Annotated in this window: 14 protein-coding genes; 4 read left to right on the forward strand and 10 right to left on the reverse strand. The window is 62.6% G+C overall.

Features of this window, described 5'->3' with window-relative positions; genetic code table 11:
• Window positions 1-102 precede the first annotated feature (102 nt).
• Window positions 103-3,864 (forward strand): DUF1631 family protein, encoded by a 3,762-nt coding sequence (locus CLH61_RS14485; protein ID WP_099615476.1) that lies wholly within the window; start codon window positions 103-105, stop codon window positions 3,862-3,864.
• Between the two features lie 33 nt (window positions 3,865-3,897).
• Window positions 3,898-4,764 (forward strand): phosphoribulokinase, encoded by an 867-nt coding sequence (locus CLH61_RS14490; protein ID WP_099615477.1) that lies wholly within the window; start codon window positions 3,898-3,900, stop codon window positions 4,762-4,764.
• Between the two features lie 3 nt (window positions 4,765-4,767).
• On the opposite strand, the gene CLH61_RS14495 is transcribed toward CLH61_RS14490, so the two are convergent.
• The 4 genes from CLH61_RS14495 to CLH61_RS14510 form a co-directional block, all read right to left on the reverse strand.
• Complete coding sequence (locus tag CLH61_RS14495) at window positions 4,768-5,628, reverse strand: pirin family protein (RefSeq protein WP_099615478.1); 861 nt, start codon at window positions 5,626-5,628, stop codon at window positions 4,768-4,770.
• Window positions 5,629-5,685: 57 nt separating this feature from the next.
• Window positions 5,686-6,288, reverse strand: a complete 603-nt coding sequence (locus CLH61_RS14500; RefSeq protein WP_099615479.1) for an FMN-dependent NADH-azoreductase — start codon at window positions 6,286-6,288, stop codon at window positions 5,686-5,688.
• A gap of 146 nt (window positions 6,289-6,434) precedes the next feature.
• On the reverse strand, window positions 6,435-7,226 hold the full coding sequence (speD, locus tag CLH61_RS14505; RefSeq protein ID WP_099615480.1) for an adenosylmethionine decarboxylase: 792 nt from the start codon (window positions 7,224-7,226) through the stop codon (window positions 6,435-6,437).
• A gap of 253 nt (window positions 7,227-7,479) precedes the next feature.
• On the reverse strand, window positions 7,480-7,902 hold the full coding sequence (locus tag CLH61_RS14510; RefSeq protein WP_099615623.1) for an OsmC family protein: 423 nt from the start codon (window positions 7,900-7,902) through the stop codon (window positions 7,480-7,482).
• A gap of 329 nt (window positions 7,903-8,231) precedes the next feature.
• Here CLH61_RS14510 and crp point away from each other — a divergent pair, with 329 nt between their 5' ends.
• Window positions 8,232-8,873 carry a cAMP-activated global transcriptional regulator CRP gene (gene crp / locus CLH61_RS14515; protein WP_099615481.1) on the forward strand — a complete coding sequence of 214 codons (642 nt, stop codon included), beginning with the start codon at window positions 8,232-8,234 and terminating at the stop codon, window positions 8,871-8,873.
• Window positions 8,874-8,929: 56 nt separating this feature from the next.
• Here crp and CLH61_RS14520 read toward each other — a convergent pair whose 3' ends face one another.
• The 6 genes from CLH61_RS14520 to CLH61_RS14545 form a co-directional block, all read right to left on the reverse strand.
• On the reverse strand, window positions 8,930-9,238 hold the full coding sequence (locus CLH61_RS14520; protein WP_228152655.1) for a hypothetical protein: 309 nt from the start codon (window positions 9,236-9,238) through the stop codon (window positions 8,930-8,932).
• 109 nt (window positions 9,239-9,347) lie between these two features.
• Complete coding sequence (modC, locus tag CLH61_RS14525; RefSeq protein WP_099615624.1) at window positions 9,348-10,430, reverse strand: molybdenum ABC transporter ATP-binding protein; 1,083 nt, start codon at window positions 10,428-10,430, stop codon at window positions 9,348-9,350.
• Between the two features lie 41 nt (window positions 10,431-10,471).
• Window positions 10,472-11,149, reverse strand: coding sequence for a molybdate ABC transporter permease subunit (gene modB / locus CLH61_RS14530; RefSeq protein WP_099615483.1), 678 nt, complete (start codon window positions 11,147-11,149; stop codon window positions 10,472-10,474).
• A 30-nt stretch (window positions 11,150-11,179) separates the two neighbouring features.
• On the reverse strand, window positions 11,180-11,950 hold the full coding sequence (gene modA, locus CLH61_RS14535) for a molybdate ABC transporter substrate-binding protein (RefSeq protein ID WP_099615484.1): 771 nt from the start codon (window positions 11,948-11,950) through the stop codon (window positions 11,180-11,182).
• Window positions 11,951-12,008: 58 nt separating this feature from the next.
• Window positions 12,009-12,965, reverse strand: coding sequence for a sterol desaturase family protein (locus tag CLH61_RS14540; protein WP_099615485.1), 957 nt, complete (start codon window positions 12,963-12,965; stop codon window positions 12,009-12,011).
• Window positions 12,966-13,082: 117 nt separating this feature from the next.
• On the reverse strand, window positions 13,083-13,823 hold the full coding sequence (locus CLH61_RS14545; protein ID WP_099615486.1) for a glutathione S-transferase family protein: 741 nt from the start codon (window positions 13,821-13,823) through the stop codon (window positions 13,083-13,085).
• Between the two features lie 121 nt (window positions 13,824-13,944).
• Here CLH61_RS14545 and CLH61_RS14550 point away from each other — a divergent pair, with 121 nt between their 5' ends.
• A complete protein-coding gene (locus tag CLH61_RS14550) occupies window positions 13,945-14,931 on the forward strand; it encodes an META domain-containing protein (protein ID WP_099615487.1) in 987 nt (328 codons plus the stop codon).
• Window positions 14,932-14,952: the final 21 nt, after the last annotated feature.

A 14,952-nucleotide genomic window follows, 5' to 3' on the forward strand; every position in this document is an offset into this window, starting at 1 on the left:
TACAGTGGCAGGCCGCGTCTGCAGCCGTTTCAGAGTTACCGGCTGATTGGCGGAACCCCATACGCCTGCCGGTTCTCAGCTTTGCCAGATATCAGGAAGTTCATGGATCCAAGGGAACGTCGCGCGAGCCCCCGCAAACCGATCAAGCTGGCGGCCCAACTAGTCCTCGGGCCGGACCAGGTGTGGCCTTGCCAGATCGCCGATTTCTGCGCCGAAGGCGTGTTTGTGCGCTACTCGGGTGAAACCGAAAAAAAGCTGCAGCGGGCGCTGGCATCCGGCAACACCGATGAGCTGGGGTTGCGCTTCCGCAGTCCTGACGGTAGCCGGCGCTACGAGTTGGCAGTGAGAATTTCCCGCAGGATCGAGGGGGCCATCGGCGTCTCGTTCATCCGCTCCAATCCCGAAGCGGTCGATGCCATGCTGGCCCAGTGCGGCGGAGACCGGCATCAGGAACGGGCAGCCCTGAAGGCGCCGTCCGAGCAGGTCCAGTATGTCCTGCGCCAGTGTGCCCGAACCATGACCCTGCATCTCGAACCGCTGATGGATTCCTGCTTCGCCCGCATGGCGGGTGCCTTGCGGGATGCCGCAGCGGGGGCCCTCAGTGACCAGCAGGCCAATGATTACATGGATGCTGTCGGTCAGCTGCAGGCCCGTCTGCGGATGATCTGGCACCAGATGGCAGAGAACCTGGAGTCACCACTGAAGCCGGCGCCCAAAGGGATGCCGGGGGCCGAGCTGGCGGTGGTCGACAAGGGCGAATTCGAGGACTGGCTCACCGTGCGGGTCATGGTCACCAAGGCTGACACCCAGTACCGCGGCGACCTGCTGTTGCTCAAGTTGCGTCTCGACAAGCTCGGAGTCTCCAACGCCACCGGTCATCATAATCCGCTGGGCCCGGCCCTGGTCTGTGAGGCCTTCCATGCCGGGCTGAGTCACCTCAAGGCCAGCCGGGGCGTGGAGAAGGTCTGTCTCAAAACCTTCGAGCAGACAGTTCTGCAGCACCTCGGCCCGCTGTATGAAGAGCTGAACAATATCCTGATTCGTCATGGTGTGATGCCGGACCTCGATCTGTCCCGCTACCTCAGTGACCAGAGCACGGTGACGCCGCTGGCGGCCCGACAACCGGTGCCGGCGGACCGGACCCCTTCCCGGGATAACCCGGCGGCCCCATCGGCGCCGCCAGCCGCAGGCGGACCGGTATCACCGGCCGGCCCGCGCCGGACTGCCGAGCTCGCCTCTGCCGGTTTCCGAGGTCACGCCATGGCCGCCCAGACGGCGTTTGCAACGGTCCGCAACCTGCTCAGCACTCTCACCGCCAGCCGGCTGGAGCGGGGTGATCTCGAGCCCCTGGCATTCCCCGCCGGTGCGCGGCCGCTTTCGGCCGGCGATCTCCAGCGCCAGCTGCAGCAGCTCCAGCTGGAAGCCGGTGCCCTTGCCGAGGACGATCTCAGCCTCAAGGAGCGAGTCGTCGGCCGGGTCCGGGCTGCCGAGCAAGCCCTCGATCGTGAGCAGCAGGATGCCCTGGATGTGGTCGACCGTTTCTTCCTCAGCGTGGTGGAAAGTCCACGACTGAACGAGCATGCCCGAACGTTGTTGCGCCGGCTGGAAGTGCCGGTGCTCAAGGTAGTGATGCGGGACCGGGCATTTTTCGATGACAACGACAGCCCGGTGCGGGGAGTGATGAACCGGCTCGCCCAACTGGGCGTCAAGGGCGGGCGTATCAATCCGGTAGTCCAGCGCCGGGTTGACGAACTGGTCCAGCGCATAACCACCGACTTTGAGCAGGACACCGGGGTGTTTGCCAGCACGGTGAGCGAGCTGGATGCGCTGATTGATCGCCAGAACCTGGTCTATCGCCGTAATGTCGAGCGGGTGACTGGTGCCGCCGAGGGTGCCCAGAAAGTGGCAGAATCCAAGCGTGCGGTGGCCGCGGTGCTTGACGAGCGGCTGGGTGGCCGACAGGTACCGCGGGCCCTGCTGAGCCTGCTCAATGGAGGCTGGCGGGACCTGTTGTCCCTGACCTGGATCCGTCAGGGCCCGCAAGGGCCGTTGTGGCAGGATTACCTGTCAGTACTTGACTCGCTGCAGGCCTTTGCGGAGGACCCGGCCAGCGATATCAACCTGCCTGAACTGCTGCGGATTATCCAGGATGGCCTGGCGTCGATTTCCAGTAACCATATGCCGTCGTCCCAGATTCGTGAGGAGCTCAAGCAGTTCCTGGTGCGTAAGCCCGGCAGTGCCGTGGAGATGGTCGACTTTCCCCGCCAGGCCGGAAGTGATGCGGAGGCAGACAGCGCCGCGGAACGGGCGGGCAGCAGTCTGCGCCGCTGGATCAACCGCGCCCGCCAGCTGCGGACCGGCGACTGGCTGCGCGACCAGGAAAAGCCGGCGGACCCGCAGTACATCCGCCTGGTGTGGATTGCCCGTGGCTTCAGCCGCTTCGTCTTCGTCAATCACCAGGGAATGCGGGTGGTTGAGCTTGAACTGGACGCCTTGGCCGAACAGATGAAGAAGGGCCTGATCGTAGCCGATGACCAGTATGAGCGACCGCTGGTTGACGAGAGCATTGACCGGATGGTGCGCAAGGTTTATGACCAGCTGTCCTGGGCGTCGACCCACGATGAACTGACCGGCTTGCTTGGCCGCCGGGAGTTCGAGCGCATGCTGGAACAGCAGTTGACCCGTCGGGAAGATGAACGGTCGCTGGTGCGACTGGACCTGCGCCAGTTCCGTTTGCTGAATGATACCGCCGGTTACCAGGCCGGCGACGAGGCATTGCGGCAGGTGGCGGATATTCTCCGCGAGCTGGTTGGTGACGGTATGCCGGTGGCCCGCCTGGTGGGCAACGAATTCGGTTTCCTGCTACCGGCGGAGCAGGCCGAAACCGCCAGCCAGGCCATTATCCACGCCATCGAAGCGCTGGAGCTGGTGTTCAATAACCGGACCTATCGGTTGTCGGCCAGTGCCGGCTTTGCGCCGCCGCTGCCGGCGTTGACCACCGGCGAGCGCTGGCTGATGGCCGCGGATGATGCCCTGAAGGCGGCCAAGAAACAGGGTCACGGCCGGATTGCCCGCTATGCCTTGGGGGCCGGAGAGCTCGCCCGCCAGGAGCAGATTGCCGCCAAGGTGGCAGCGCTGGGGAATCTGGACGAAGAGCGGATGTTGCTGCGTTGCCAGAAGATCATCCCGCTGCACGCCGGCACGGCCATGTCGGCCCAGTACGAAGTGCTGATCAGCATGTACGATGATGCGGGTGCCCTGATCACCGGGAGTGACTTTGTCCGGATGGCGGAACGCTATGACCGGATGCAGGCGGTGGATCGCTGGGTGGTCGGGCGTATGCTCGACTGGCTGCGGGATCGCGCACCGGCTCCGGAGCACCTTGGCGGGGTCTGTATCAACCTGTCCGGTTACTCGCTCAATGACCAGTCCCTGCTGGAGTTTATCTATGAGAAGCTGAGCCAGAAGCAGGCGCCGATTGAACGGCTGTGGTTCGAAATCACCGAGGCTGCGGCGATTAATGATCTGCCGGCGGTGGCCGGATTCATCGCCGAGATGAAGGAGCTGGGCTGCCGCTTCTGTCTGGGCAATTATGGCAGCGGCCCTACGTCCTACCAGTATATGCGGAGCCTGCCGGTGGACCTGGTGAAACTGGACGGTGCCTTTACCGGCCAGCTGGCGACCAGTGCCACGGACCGGGCTATGGTCCGTTCAATGGTGGACATGGCCCATTACATGAAGCGGGAAGTGATTGCCTCCCAGGTGGAGACCCGGGAGGTGCTTGACCTGCTGCGGCAACTGGGCGTCGACTATGCCCAGGGCTTTGTGGTGGAAAAGCCCCGTCTGTTGGATTCTCTTAACTGAGGCCTGCGCCACGAAGGCCCGAGCCGGAGGCTTATGTCGAAGCGTCACCCGATCATTGCGGTAACCGGTTCCTCAGGGGCAGGCACCACTACCACGAGCCAGATTTTCAGTCGCATGTTTGCCAGTGAGGGCATTCATGCCGCCATGGTGAGCGGCGACAGCTTCCACCGTTATACCCGCGAGCAAATGGCGCGACTGGCGGCCAAGGGCCAGTTTGGCGAGCGCAACCACTTTGCCCTGGCGGCCAATCACATCGACAAGCTCGAGGCGCTGTTCTACGACTACGGCCACACCGGCAGTGGCCAGTACCGCCAGTATGTCCATGACGAGGATCGTGCACTGACCGAGGCCGGTTACAAGCCAGGCACCTTCACTCCCTGGGGCGCGCTCCCTGCCGATACTGACCTGATGTTCTATGAGGGGCTGCACGGCGGCGTGGTGTCCGACACCTGCAACATCGCCCAGTATGTGGATCTGCTGATCGGCGTGGTGCCCATCGTCAACCTGGAGTGGATCCAGAAGATACGCCGCGATACCCACCAGCGGGGATATTCCGAAGAAGCGGTGGTGAAGACCATCATCAACCGGATGGACGACTACGTGCACGACATCGTGCCGCAGTTCTCCCACACCCATATCAACTTCCAGCGTATTCCGCTGGTCGACACCTCGAATCCCTTCGTGGTGCGGGAGGTACCGACGGAAGACGAAAGCCTGATTGTCATTCGCTTCCGTGATCCGTCGGATGTGGACTTTCCCTACCTGCTGCAGATGATTGCCGGCAGCACGGTGTCGCGCCACGATACCCTGGTGATTCCGGGTACCAAGCTGTCCCTCGCCATGGACCTGATCACCCGTCCCATGGTGCTGCGACTGGTTGCCGGCAAGACCTTTGCCTGAGGCTCAGGCGGTCAGCCGGCCATCCCGGTAGTCCCGCAGGGTCTGCTCGATTTCCTCGCGGCTGTTCATGACGAACGGTCCGTACTGCACCACCGGCTCGTTGATGGCCTTGCCGGCAATCAGCAGCAGGCGGGCATCCACCGCGCCGCCCCGCAGTTCCAGCGTATCGCCCTGGTCCAGCAGCGAGGCCGCCGCCGGCCGTAGCGCGGTGAGCTGGCCGTCATCAGCGCTCACGGCGGCGTCCCCCTCGTAGAGGTAGAGCATGGCGCTGAGCTGCGGATCCAGCGGCAGGCTGAGGCTGGCGCCGGCCCGCAGGTGGATGTCGGCGTAGAGCGGCCGGGTGGTGCCCCCGCTGACCGCACCGCGATAACCGTGGCCCGCGACCTCCAGTTCACCGGCGATCAGCTTGATAAAGCCACCGTCAAAGGTAATGCCGGGAATGTCGGCGGGCTGGATGTCCCGGTAGCCTGCCGGCTTCATTTTCTCCGCCGCCGGCAGGTTGAGCCAGAGCTGGAAGCCCCGCATCACCCCGGACTCCTGCTGCGGCATCTCTGAATGGATAATGCCGCGCCCGGCAGTCATCCACTGCACGCCGCCGTTCTGCAGATTGCCCCGGTTACCCAGGTGATCCTCGTGCAGCATGTGCCCCTCGATCATGTAGGTAACTGTCTCAAAGCCCCGGTGGGGGTGTGAGGGAAAGCCGGCAATGTAATCGGACGCCTCGGCGGAGCCGAACTCGTCCAGCATCAGGAACGGGTCCATGCGGACCGACGGATGTTGCCCGATGGAGCGCTTGATGCGCACACCGGCACCGTCGGAGGTTTCCAGAGCCGGGATGACTTGCTTGATGGTGCGGTTGGTCATGATATTCACTCCTCTGTCAGCGACGGGCGGTGGTGCGACTCAGGGATCAGCCGGTGATCAGGACATCAGCTCGGCAATCTGGCCGGCGGCTTTTTGCAGCGCTTTCTGCTGGCTGTCGTCACCCATATTGAGTCCCTCGGCGTAGACAAAGTTCAGATCCTGCAGGCCCAGGAAACCGAGGAAGGTGCGCAGGTACGGTGTCTGGGTGTCCAGCTCGGTGCCGGCGTAGATACCGCCACGGGTGGCAATGATGTACACCGGACGGTCGGCAAGCAGGCCTTCCGGACCATTTTCGGTATAGCGGAACGTGACCCCGGCCCGGGCGATGTGGTCGAAATAGGCTTTCAGGCCAGAGGGGATACCGAAGTTGTACATGGGCACGCCCAGAATAACCGCATCCGCGGTGCGCAGTTCTTCGATCAGCTGGTCGGAAAAGTCGATCACCGCCTGTTGTTCTGCTGTCCGGTTGTCGGCCGCGCTCAGGAAGGCGCCGAACCGTTCACCGCTCAGGTGAGGTACCGGGTTGGACGCCAGGTTGCGGATGGTGACCCTGGCCTCGGGGTTAGCCGTGGCAAGCTGGTCCAGGGCCTGGTTGATCAGTTGTGAGGATTGACCATCTTCGCCAAAAATACTGGTGGTGATAACAAGGATGTTTTGCATGAGTGTTCGCCTCTAAACGTTATGTTTCAGGGTATGCGAACATTTAACGGCAAAGCGCGGAGAGATGATAACGGATTAAATTGGCGGGAGTGTTCAAAAAAACTGAACGGGCCGCCGGCGCTGCCGGAAGCCCGTATCGGAACTGCTTACTCGACGTTGCGGGAGTAGAAAATTTCCAGCATTTCGCGCTTCAGGCGTTCTTCGATCGACTGTGCTTCAGCCGGTTCAAGATCGCTGGCATTCACCCCGAACACGTAGTTGTCCAGGTTGAAGTCCTTCAGCATCATCTTGGTGTGGAACAGGTTTTCCTGGTACACGTTGACATCGATCATCTGATACGCGTTCTGGGTATCCTCGGTCAGGTAATTCTGGATCGAGTTGATGTCGTGGTCGATGTAGTGCTTGGTGCCGTCTACGTCGCGGGTGAAGCCGCGTACCCGGTAATCCACGGTGACCACGTCGGAATCAAAGCTGTGGATCAGGTAGTTCAGCACTTTCAGTGGTGAAATCAGGCCGCAGGTGGACACATCGATATCCGCGCGGAAGGTGCTGATGCCCTCATGGGGATGGCTTTCCGGGTAGGTATGGACGGTCACGTGGCTCTTGTCCAGGTGTGCCACGATGGTATCGGGCAGCGGGCCTGGTGACTCTTCATTGTCCGGCTCGCCCTGGGTCAGCTCATGCTCGGCAATCAGCATGGTGACGGAAGCGCCATGGGGCTCGTAGTCCTGGCGGGCGATGTTGAGGATGTTGGCGCCAATGATCTTGACCACATCCGACAGGATCTGGGTCAGACGCTCGGCGTTGTACATCTCGTCGATGTAATCGATGTAGGCTTCCCGTTGCTCTTCGGTCTGCGCATAACAGATGTCGTAGATATTGAAGCTCAGCGATTTGGTCAGGTTGTTGAAACCGTGTAGCTGTAATTTGGTTTCCATGTCCAGCCCCCCCAGTGATGGAGATGAATGACGGTGGTCATGCCAACTCCCTGCATGCCACCAAGGCCGCCACCGACTACTGACCGGGTTGTACACCTTTTGCGCAGACCGGCGGTGAAGGGTGCGTATTATGCACACCCGCCCGGGTGTTGGATAGAGCCGGCGAGCACATTTTAGTATCGGTAATTACCGCGGCCGGCCAGCTCGGTTGCCGGCGGGCCGGAGTGCCCGCTGGCAAAGGTCTGGCGCCGGGTCAGGCGGCTTCGTGAATCTCGTAGCTGTGGCTGATTTCCACGCCACCCTGGGCCAGCATGATCGACGCGGAGCAATACTTCTCCGCCGACAGGCTGACGGCGCGCTTCACCTGGTTTTCCTTCAGGTTGCGACCGGTCACAATAAAGTGCAGGTGGATGCGGGTGAACACCGACGGCACGGCGTCCGCCCGTTCCGCCTCGAGCTCGGTCCGGCAGGCGGTGACGTCCTGGCGGCTTTTCTGCAGAATGCTCATGACGTCAAATGAGGAACAGCCACCCAGCCCCATCAACACCATTTCCATCGGGCGGGGCCCGAGGTTCTGTCCGCCGTGATCGGGTGGCCCGTCAATCTGGACTTCATGGCCGGTGCCGCTGGTGGCCTTGAAGCTGACGTTGCCGGTCCAGTCTATTGTTGCCTTCATGGTCAAATCTCCGATGGTTGCTGCCGCGGATGCTAGCATATCCCGCCAGATCCGGCATCGCTACGGCCCTGCCGGTGGAGGAACTGTGAGGCTTGCGGTTGCCGAAATCAGGCCTTCTTGTTATAAGTTGCAGGGTTATTGCGCCAGTCTTGGTGTAAATAACTTGAAACAGCTCGATGGGTCTGCTCCGGTTTCCGGGGCATCGGAGGGGAACCCGGGTATCGACGCTGTATCCGGGGTCCGGATGGACCTCAGAAAACCCCATGGAATCAGGGGTTACTACTACAACAACTCCGGGACTCGCCAGTTAAGGAGGCACGACTCGCACTATGGCCACTATCGTCAAACCGGTTGAGCAGAAAACCAAGCACCTGGATTATTTTCTGTCCCAGTGCCACCGTCGGCGCTACCCCGCCAAGAGCACCATCATCTATGCGGGTGACAAGAGCGACTCGCTGTTCTACATCGTAAAGGGGTCGGTCACCGTTATTATCGAAGACGATGATGGCCGCGAAATGATCATGGCCTACCTCAATGCCGGTGATTTCTTCGGTGAAATGGGGCTGTTCGACAACATGGATTCCCGCAGTGCCTGGGTGAAGGCGAAGACTGAGTGTGAGGTCGCCGAGATCAGCTACACCAAGTTCCGCGAAATTGCCCAGCAGGATCCGCGGGTGCTCTATTTCATCGGGGAGCAGATGGCGTCACGCCTGCGCCAGACCACCCGTAAGGTGGGGGACCTGGCATTCCTCGACGTCACCGGCCGGGTCGCCCGTACCCTGCTGGACCTGTGCAAGGAGCCGGACGCGATGACCCATCCGGACGGCATGCAGATCAAGATCACCCGCCAGGAGATTGGCCGTATCGTAGGTTGCTCGCGGGAAATGGTGGGTCGGGTGCTGAAAACCCTGGAAGATCAGGGCCTGGTTCAGGTCAAGGGCAAAACCATGGTGGTCTACGGTACCCGCTGACCGCTGCAGCCCTGTAAATTGCGGGCAGGCCGGTCCTGCCCGCAATCACCGCGGCCTCACTGTACCGGTGCACAGCCGCGAATGGCGAGCGCGATGTTGGCGCTGGCCTTGATCTGCTCGTAATAGCTTTCTGCTGAACTGACGCCCTGTTCCGCCAGCGAAGCGGCTGTCGGATTGACCAGCCGGGTCAGGTCGGTCAGCGCGCTCGCCGACTGACGATCAGCCTGGTAGGCGTCGAAGGCCTGGTAGATCTCTGCGCAGGTTACGCCGTCGCCGTCAGTTGCGGCCGAGGTCATATAGCCGGAAGTCTGACAGCCGGTCAGGGCGGTTGCTGCGAGAGCTGCAATCATTACTGCGTTTTTCAAGATGGTTTACCTCATGATCGGGCGGGCAGCACAGGCAGCCCTGGAAACGTCGGTGGATTATAACAGGAGTGGCGCGGAGGACTGTGACCGACTGTGAAGGTGGTGACGGTCAACCGACAATGGCTACTGATTTTATCTGCAACCACACCGCCATTCCGGGCGACAGTGCCAGCTGCTCCACCGCGCGGCTGGTGAGCTGGGACAGGAACGGGGTGTCGCCACTGACCAGCCGCACGATGGCGGTGCCCGGCTGCCGCCCCTGGCGAATTTCCTCTACCCGCGCCGGCAACAGGTTCTGGATGCTCTGGTCCCGGTGCCGGTTCAGCGCGATACTGACATCGCGCGCCAATACCTGCAGGCGGATGGGGTCGCCGGGGCTCAGCCGGGGATCGTCCCGCAGCCATATCTGACGATCGCCAAACTCCGCCAGGCACAAGTGCCAGCGGTCGTCCCGACCGGTGATGGTGGCTTTCACAATTACTGCTGCATCGTCCTCGCCGGCAAAGGGCTGATCGGTCCGAGCCAGGGTTTCCTGCAACGGCCCCTGGGCGGTCACCTTGCCAGCCGCCATCATGACAATGTGGTCCGCCAGCCGGGCCACCTCGCCGGTGGCGTGGGATACGTAAATGACCGGGATCGACAGGCTGTCGTGAAGCCGCTCCAGGTAGGGCAGGATGTCCTGCTTGCTGGCGTCGTCCAGCGCCGAGAGCGGTTCGTCCATCAACAACAGGCGGGGGCTGGTGAGCAGGGCGCGGGCGATAGCCACCCGTTGCCGTTCGCCGCCGGACAACTTCTGTGGCATGCGGTCCAGCAACCGTTCCAGCCCCAGCCAGCGGACCGCCTGGTCAAAATCAATCTGGCGTGCGCCGCTGGCAATTCGGCGGTAACCATAATGGAGGTTCTGCGCTACCGAGAGGTGGGGGAACAATCCGGTGTCCTGGAAGACATAGGCCAGCGGCCGGCGGTGAACCGGCAGGGAAAAGTCATCCTCCTGCCAGCACTCGCCATTAACCACCATTCGCCCCTGCGCCGGCTGAAGACCGGCCATGCAGCGCAACAGCGTGGTCTTGCCGCATCCGGAGTGGCCGAACAGCGCGGTCACTCCGGTGCCGGGCAGGGTCAGCGTCACGTCCAGGGCAAAGTCCTCGAACCGGCACTGGAAGCGGGCCTCGATGCCCATGGCAGTATTCATCGCACCTTCGTTCGGCGCACCTCTGTTCAACGTACCTCCGTTCAACGTACCACCCCGTTACCGAACCGACTGTTGAGGGAATACAGGCTGACCAGGACCACAAAGGAGAAGGCCAGCATCCCGGCGGCCAGCCAGTGCGCCTGACTGTACTCGAGGGCTTCCACGTGGTCATAAATGGCCACTGACAGGACCCGGGTTTCCCCGGGAATATTGCCGCCGATCATCAGCACTACCCCGAACTCCCCCACTGTATGGGCGAAAGTGAGCACTGCTGCGGTCAGGAAGCCGGGGCGGGCGAGCGGAATGACTACAGAGAAGAAGCGGTCCCGGGGCGATGCCCGCAGGGTGGCGGCGACTTCCAGCAGCTGCGGGTTGATGGCGGCAAACGCATTCTGCAGCGGTTGCACGGTAAACGGCAGCGAGTAGATGACCGAGGCCACCACCAGGCCCTCAAAGGTGAAGGGCAGCAGACCGATGCCAAGGTGTTCGGTGAGCTGTCCGATCAGGCCGTCCGGGCCCAACACCACCAGCAGATAGAAGCCGAGCACCGTCGGTGGCAGCACCAGGGGCAGGGCGACCACTGCGGCAACCGGCTGGCGGAGCCAATGCCGACTGCGCGCAAGCCACCAGGCAATCGGGGTGCCGATAACCAGTAACAGGGCGGTAGTAACCGCCGCCAGTTTAAGGGTGAGCCATACCGCCTGCCATTCCGGGCCCATGCATTCTCCGTCCGCTGTTCGGGGGCGGAATCAGGGTTCCGCGATCTGTCCGCTATCGTAACCGTCTTTGGCGATGATTGCGCGGGCCGGCGGCGATGCCAGGAAGGCCAGCCACGCCCGTGCCGCCGGATTATCGGCGCCCTTGTGCAGCAGGATTGCCTGCTGCCGGATTGGCCGATACAGCTCCTGGGGAACCAGCCATAGGCTGCCGGGTTCACCCTGCCAGGCCCTGACCTGGGCCAGTGCGACAAAACCGGCATCTGCGTTGCCGGTGGCGACAAACTGGAAGGTCTGGGCAATCGAGTCGCCCCTGACCAGACGCTTGCTGATGGGCCCGGTCAGCCCCAGGGCCGCCAGCGTTTCCATCGCGGCGATGCCATAGGGCGCGGTTTTGGGATTGCCGATCGCGACTCGGTCGGGCCCGCTGGCGGTAAGATAGGCCAGCGGGTCGGCGAGGGTATCCGCGTTGCGGCTCCACAGTACCAGTTTGCCGGTGGCGTAGGTAAAGCGGGTGGTGGCAACGCCGCGGCCTTCGGCTTCCAGCAGGCGGGGGTGCTCGCTGTCGGCGGCCATGAAAACCTCGAAGGGGGCGCCATGGCGAATCTGGGCATACAGCTTACCGGTGGAGCCGAAACTGGCGCGCACCCGGTGGCCGGAGCTGGCTTCGAACTGCGCCACCAGTTTGCCCGCGGTGTCGGTAAAATTCGCCGCAACCGCGATCAGCAGGTCGGCGGCGCTGACGGTCGCACTGCCGGTGCTGGCCAGAAGGATCAGCAGGGCGGCACGGAAGGTCCGGCTCATGATAGATTTCCGTTGTTTTCCGGGAGCTCCCGATGTTAACCGCAATCGGGGGGCGGAGTCATGTCGGTGGCTGCTGTCCCTGCGCCTGCAGGTCCGCTGGCGGCCGCTGCCATTCGGGTGGCCGCCAGAGATGGGCCAGGCGGGCCCATAGCGGCCCGGGCTGCGCCATGTCATGGAACAGGTCCCGGTATTCGTGGGTCCACAGTGCAATCAGCCCCTGCGCCGGCACCGGTCGGGTGATACCGTAGCGCGGAGGATTGTTGGCCGCCTCATCGACAAAGCTGCCAAACAGCCGGTCCCAGACAATCAGTGTGCCGCCGTAGTTGCGATCGATATAGCCGGGGTTGCGACCATGGTGAACCCGGTGGTGACTGGGGGTGTTGAACAGCCACTCGATGGGGCGGGGCAGCCGCTTCACCAGGGTGGTGTGAATGAAGAACTGGTAGACCAGCGACAGCGCGTAGGCAATGCCGATCCATACCGGGTTGAACCCGATCAGCGCCAGCGGCAGGTAGAACGCCCAGTTGCCGTTAAAGATATTGGTGGCGTTCTGGCGCATGGCGGTGGAGAAATTCATCCGTTCGGAGGAATGGTGCACCACGTGGGCGGCCCAGAACCAGCGCATGCGGTGACTGGCCCGGTGCATCCAGTAGAAACAGAAGTCGACACCGAGAAAGGTCAGCATGCCGGTAACCCAGGTCAACTCCAGTTCCAGCAGCCGGTAGTGGTAACAGAGGGCATAGAGCGGGAACGCGATGATGCCGGCAAACAGCAACTCGGTGACCTGGTAGCCGGCACCCAGGGCAAAGTTTCGCACCGCTTCGCGGACGTCCATCAGGGCCGGATCGTGGCGGATCCGCAGGTATTCCCAGAGTGTCACCGCGATGAACAACGGCGTGGCAATGACGAAGATCAGCTGGCGCTCGTCCAGTGCCAGCCAGGGCGCCACCGCTTCCCAGAGCGCCAGTAACCCGCTGTTGTCCAGCACGGACCTCATCATTTCGCCCAGAATCATCGTGCCACCTGTCTGATGGTTTGTTGTTGTCTGGCACCTATTCTGGCATGGAACGTCTGCAGCGTGTTGTCGCTTTACGCCATATCCGGTGGCGGATTGCGCCAGCGGCAGGGGGCGTCAGCGATGGTCGCGGTACAGACGGACCAGCCCCTCACTGCGGGTTTCCCAGTCGGCCAGCTGGGTTCGCAGTTCCGCCGGCAGCCGGGCCGGCCGGGGCCAGGGCACCGGGTATTGTGGCGGCTGGAAGATGGGCGCCAGCAAGGCCGCGGCGGTGAGGTCGGCGCGGGAAAACCGGTCGCCGACCAGGTAGGGCTGCCGCTGGTATACCTCGGCCAGTTCGGTCAGCAGGTGGTCGATGGTCTGGCGTGCGGACTCAGCGGTTTTCGCGTTGATCTTCATCCAGTTGCGCATGGTTTCATCGACCTTGCTGAACAACAGGCCGAGCAGGAAGCGGTTGTAGAACGGAGTGCCTGCCGTCAGCATCGGAATGACCGCTTTGGGCCGCTGCAGCAGATAGTGGTAGCAGTAGGTGCGGACCGCCGGGCCGGCGGCATCATCCAGCCGCTGCTGCCAGGCCAGTACCTGGTTTTGCAGATCCGGATCTGGCGGTATCAGTGGTTGATCGGGAAAGCTGGCATCGAGGTAGTCAAGGATGGCCGCCGAGCCCTGAACAATCTCGCCATCGTGATCGAGCACCGGAACCGAGGTGTGCTTGCTGCGGGTGACCTTGCGGATGGTGGCTACGTGCTGGCCCGGCAACAGGTTAACCGCCTGATAGCTGAGACCTTTGAAGTCCAGTGCCCAGCGGACCTTTTCGGAGTAATGGGAAATGGCGAATTGATAGAGTCTGATGGCCATGACGGGTGCATCCGCAAGTGGAGTTAGTGCAAGGGTAGCGATTCGGTCAGCGAATTGGCAATGGCAAGGGTATAGAATGCTGCCTCGATCATAAAAACGATGTAAATCAGAGGGAACGAACATGACTGCAAAGAGCCTGTTGGCGCTGCTGGCGACCAGCGCCCTGGTATCGGGTTGTGCGACTGCACCGCAGGGACCGGCACCGACCGCCGTGCCGGAGGGTGCCATAGAGGGTGCCATGGAGTGTGGCCAGTTGGCCATCCAGCTTGCCTATGACGACCAGGCCCGGCTGCTGAGGGTAACCACCCCGGCAGCCCAGTATCTGATGAAACCGGTGGCAGCGGGATCCGGTGCCCGGTTTGAGGCCATCGGTGACGCCACCACCGGTTTCTGGAGCAAGGGCGAGGAAGGGGTTCTTACCATCCGTGACCAGGCCATGCCCACCTGTGTGCTGCCCGGTGCCGTGGCGCTGCCGTTCGTGGCGCACGGGCAGGAGCCGTTCTGGGCAGTGACACTGGACGCGGGCCAGCTGACCCTCGAGCAGCCGGGCGAATCACCAGCGGTGCTGGGGTACCGGGAACTGGCCCGCAGCGCTACCGGCCGTGACTACCGGGCGGCACAGTCCGGCCAGGTGGTCACCCTGGCGGTGGCCCGCCAGCTCTGCCGGGACACCATGAGTGGACTGGCCTATCCGGTCCAGGCCCGGGTAGCGATCAACGGCGAGCTGCTGGGCGAGGGGTGCGGGGGGGATCCGACGCGGCTGCTCAGGGGCGTGGAATGGGTCGTCGAGGACATTGCCGGCGAGGGCATTATCGACAGCTCGCGGGTTACCCTGGAATTCCTCGCCGATGGCCGGCTGGCCGGAAGGGCGTCCTGTAACCGCTATTTCGGGAGCTGGCAGCAAACCGGGGAGGGGCTGGCACTGGCACCATTGGGGGCCACCCGAATGGCCTGTGCGCCGGCCCTGATGAATCAGGAAGACCGCTTCCTGCGCCAGCTGGCGGCGGTGGACCGTTTTGATATCGGTCCCCATGGCGAACTGCTGCTGTTATCTGACGACCGCGGGATTATTCGCGCGGTCCAGAGCACCGGGATGCCGGCGGACTGAGCTCCGGGAAACGGTTGCGAC

Source organism: Marinobacter profundi (genome assembly GCF_002744715.1).
GTDB classification, from domain to species: domain Bacteria; phylum Pseudomonadota; class Gammaproteobacteria; order Pseudomonadales; family Oleiphilaceae; genus Marinobacter; species Marinobacter profundi.

Coding starts and splice junctions, on each gene's coding strand:
- CLH61_RS14485 (WP_099615476.1), top strand. CDS start 103: ATGGATCCAAGGGAACGTCGCGCGAGCCCCCGCAAACCGATCAAGCTG.
- CLH61_RS14490 (WP_099615477.1), top strand. CDS start 3,898: ATGTCGAAGCGTCACCCGATCATTGCGGTAACCGGTTCCTCAGGGGCA.
- CLH61_RS14495 (WP_099615478.1), bottom strand. CDS start 5,628: ATGACCAACCGCACCATCAAGCAAGTCATCCCGGCTCTGGAAACCTCC.
- CLH61_RS14500 (WP_099615479.1), bottom strand. CDS start 6,288: ATGCAAAACATCCTTGTTATCACCACCAGTATTTTTGGCGAAGATGGT.
- speD (WP_099615480.1), bottom strand. CDS start 7,226: ATGGAAACCAAATTACAGCTACACGGTTTCAACAACCTGACCAAATCG.
- CLH61_RS14510 (WP_099615623.1), bottom strand. CDS start 7,902: ATGAAGGCAACAATAGACTGGACCGGCAACGTCAGCTTCAAGGCCACC.
- crp (WP_099615481.1), top strand. CDS start 8,232: ATGGCCACTATCGTCAAACCGGTTGAGCAGAAAACCAAGCACCTGGAT.
- modC (WP_099615624.1), bottom strand. CDS start 10,430: ATGAATACTGCCATGGGCATCGAGGCCCGCTTCCAGTGCCGGTTCGAG.
- modB (WP_099615483.1), bottom strand. CDS start 11,149: ATGGGCCCGGAATGGCAGGCGGTATGGCTCACCCTTAAACTGGCGGCG.
- modA (WP_099615484.1), bottom strand. CDS start 11,950: ATGAGCCGGACCTTCCGTGCCGCCCTGCTGATCCTTCTGGCCAGCACC.
- CLH61_RS14540 (WP_099615485.1), bottom strand. CDS start 12,965: ATGATTCTGGGCGAAATGATGAGGTCCGTGCTGGACAACAGCGGGTTA.
- CLH61_RS14545 (WP_099615486.1), bottom strand. CDS start 13,823: ATGGCCATCAGACTCTATCAATTCGCCATTTCCCATTACTCCGAAAAG.
- CLH61_RS14550 (WP_099615487.1), top strand. CDS start 13,945: ATGACTGCAAAGAGCCTGTTGGCGCTGCTGGCGACCAGCGCCCTGGTA.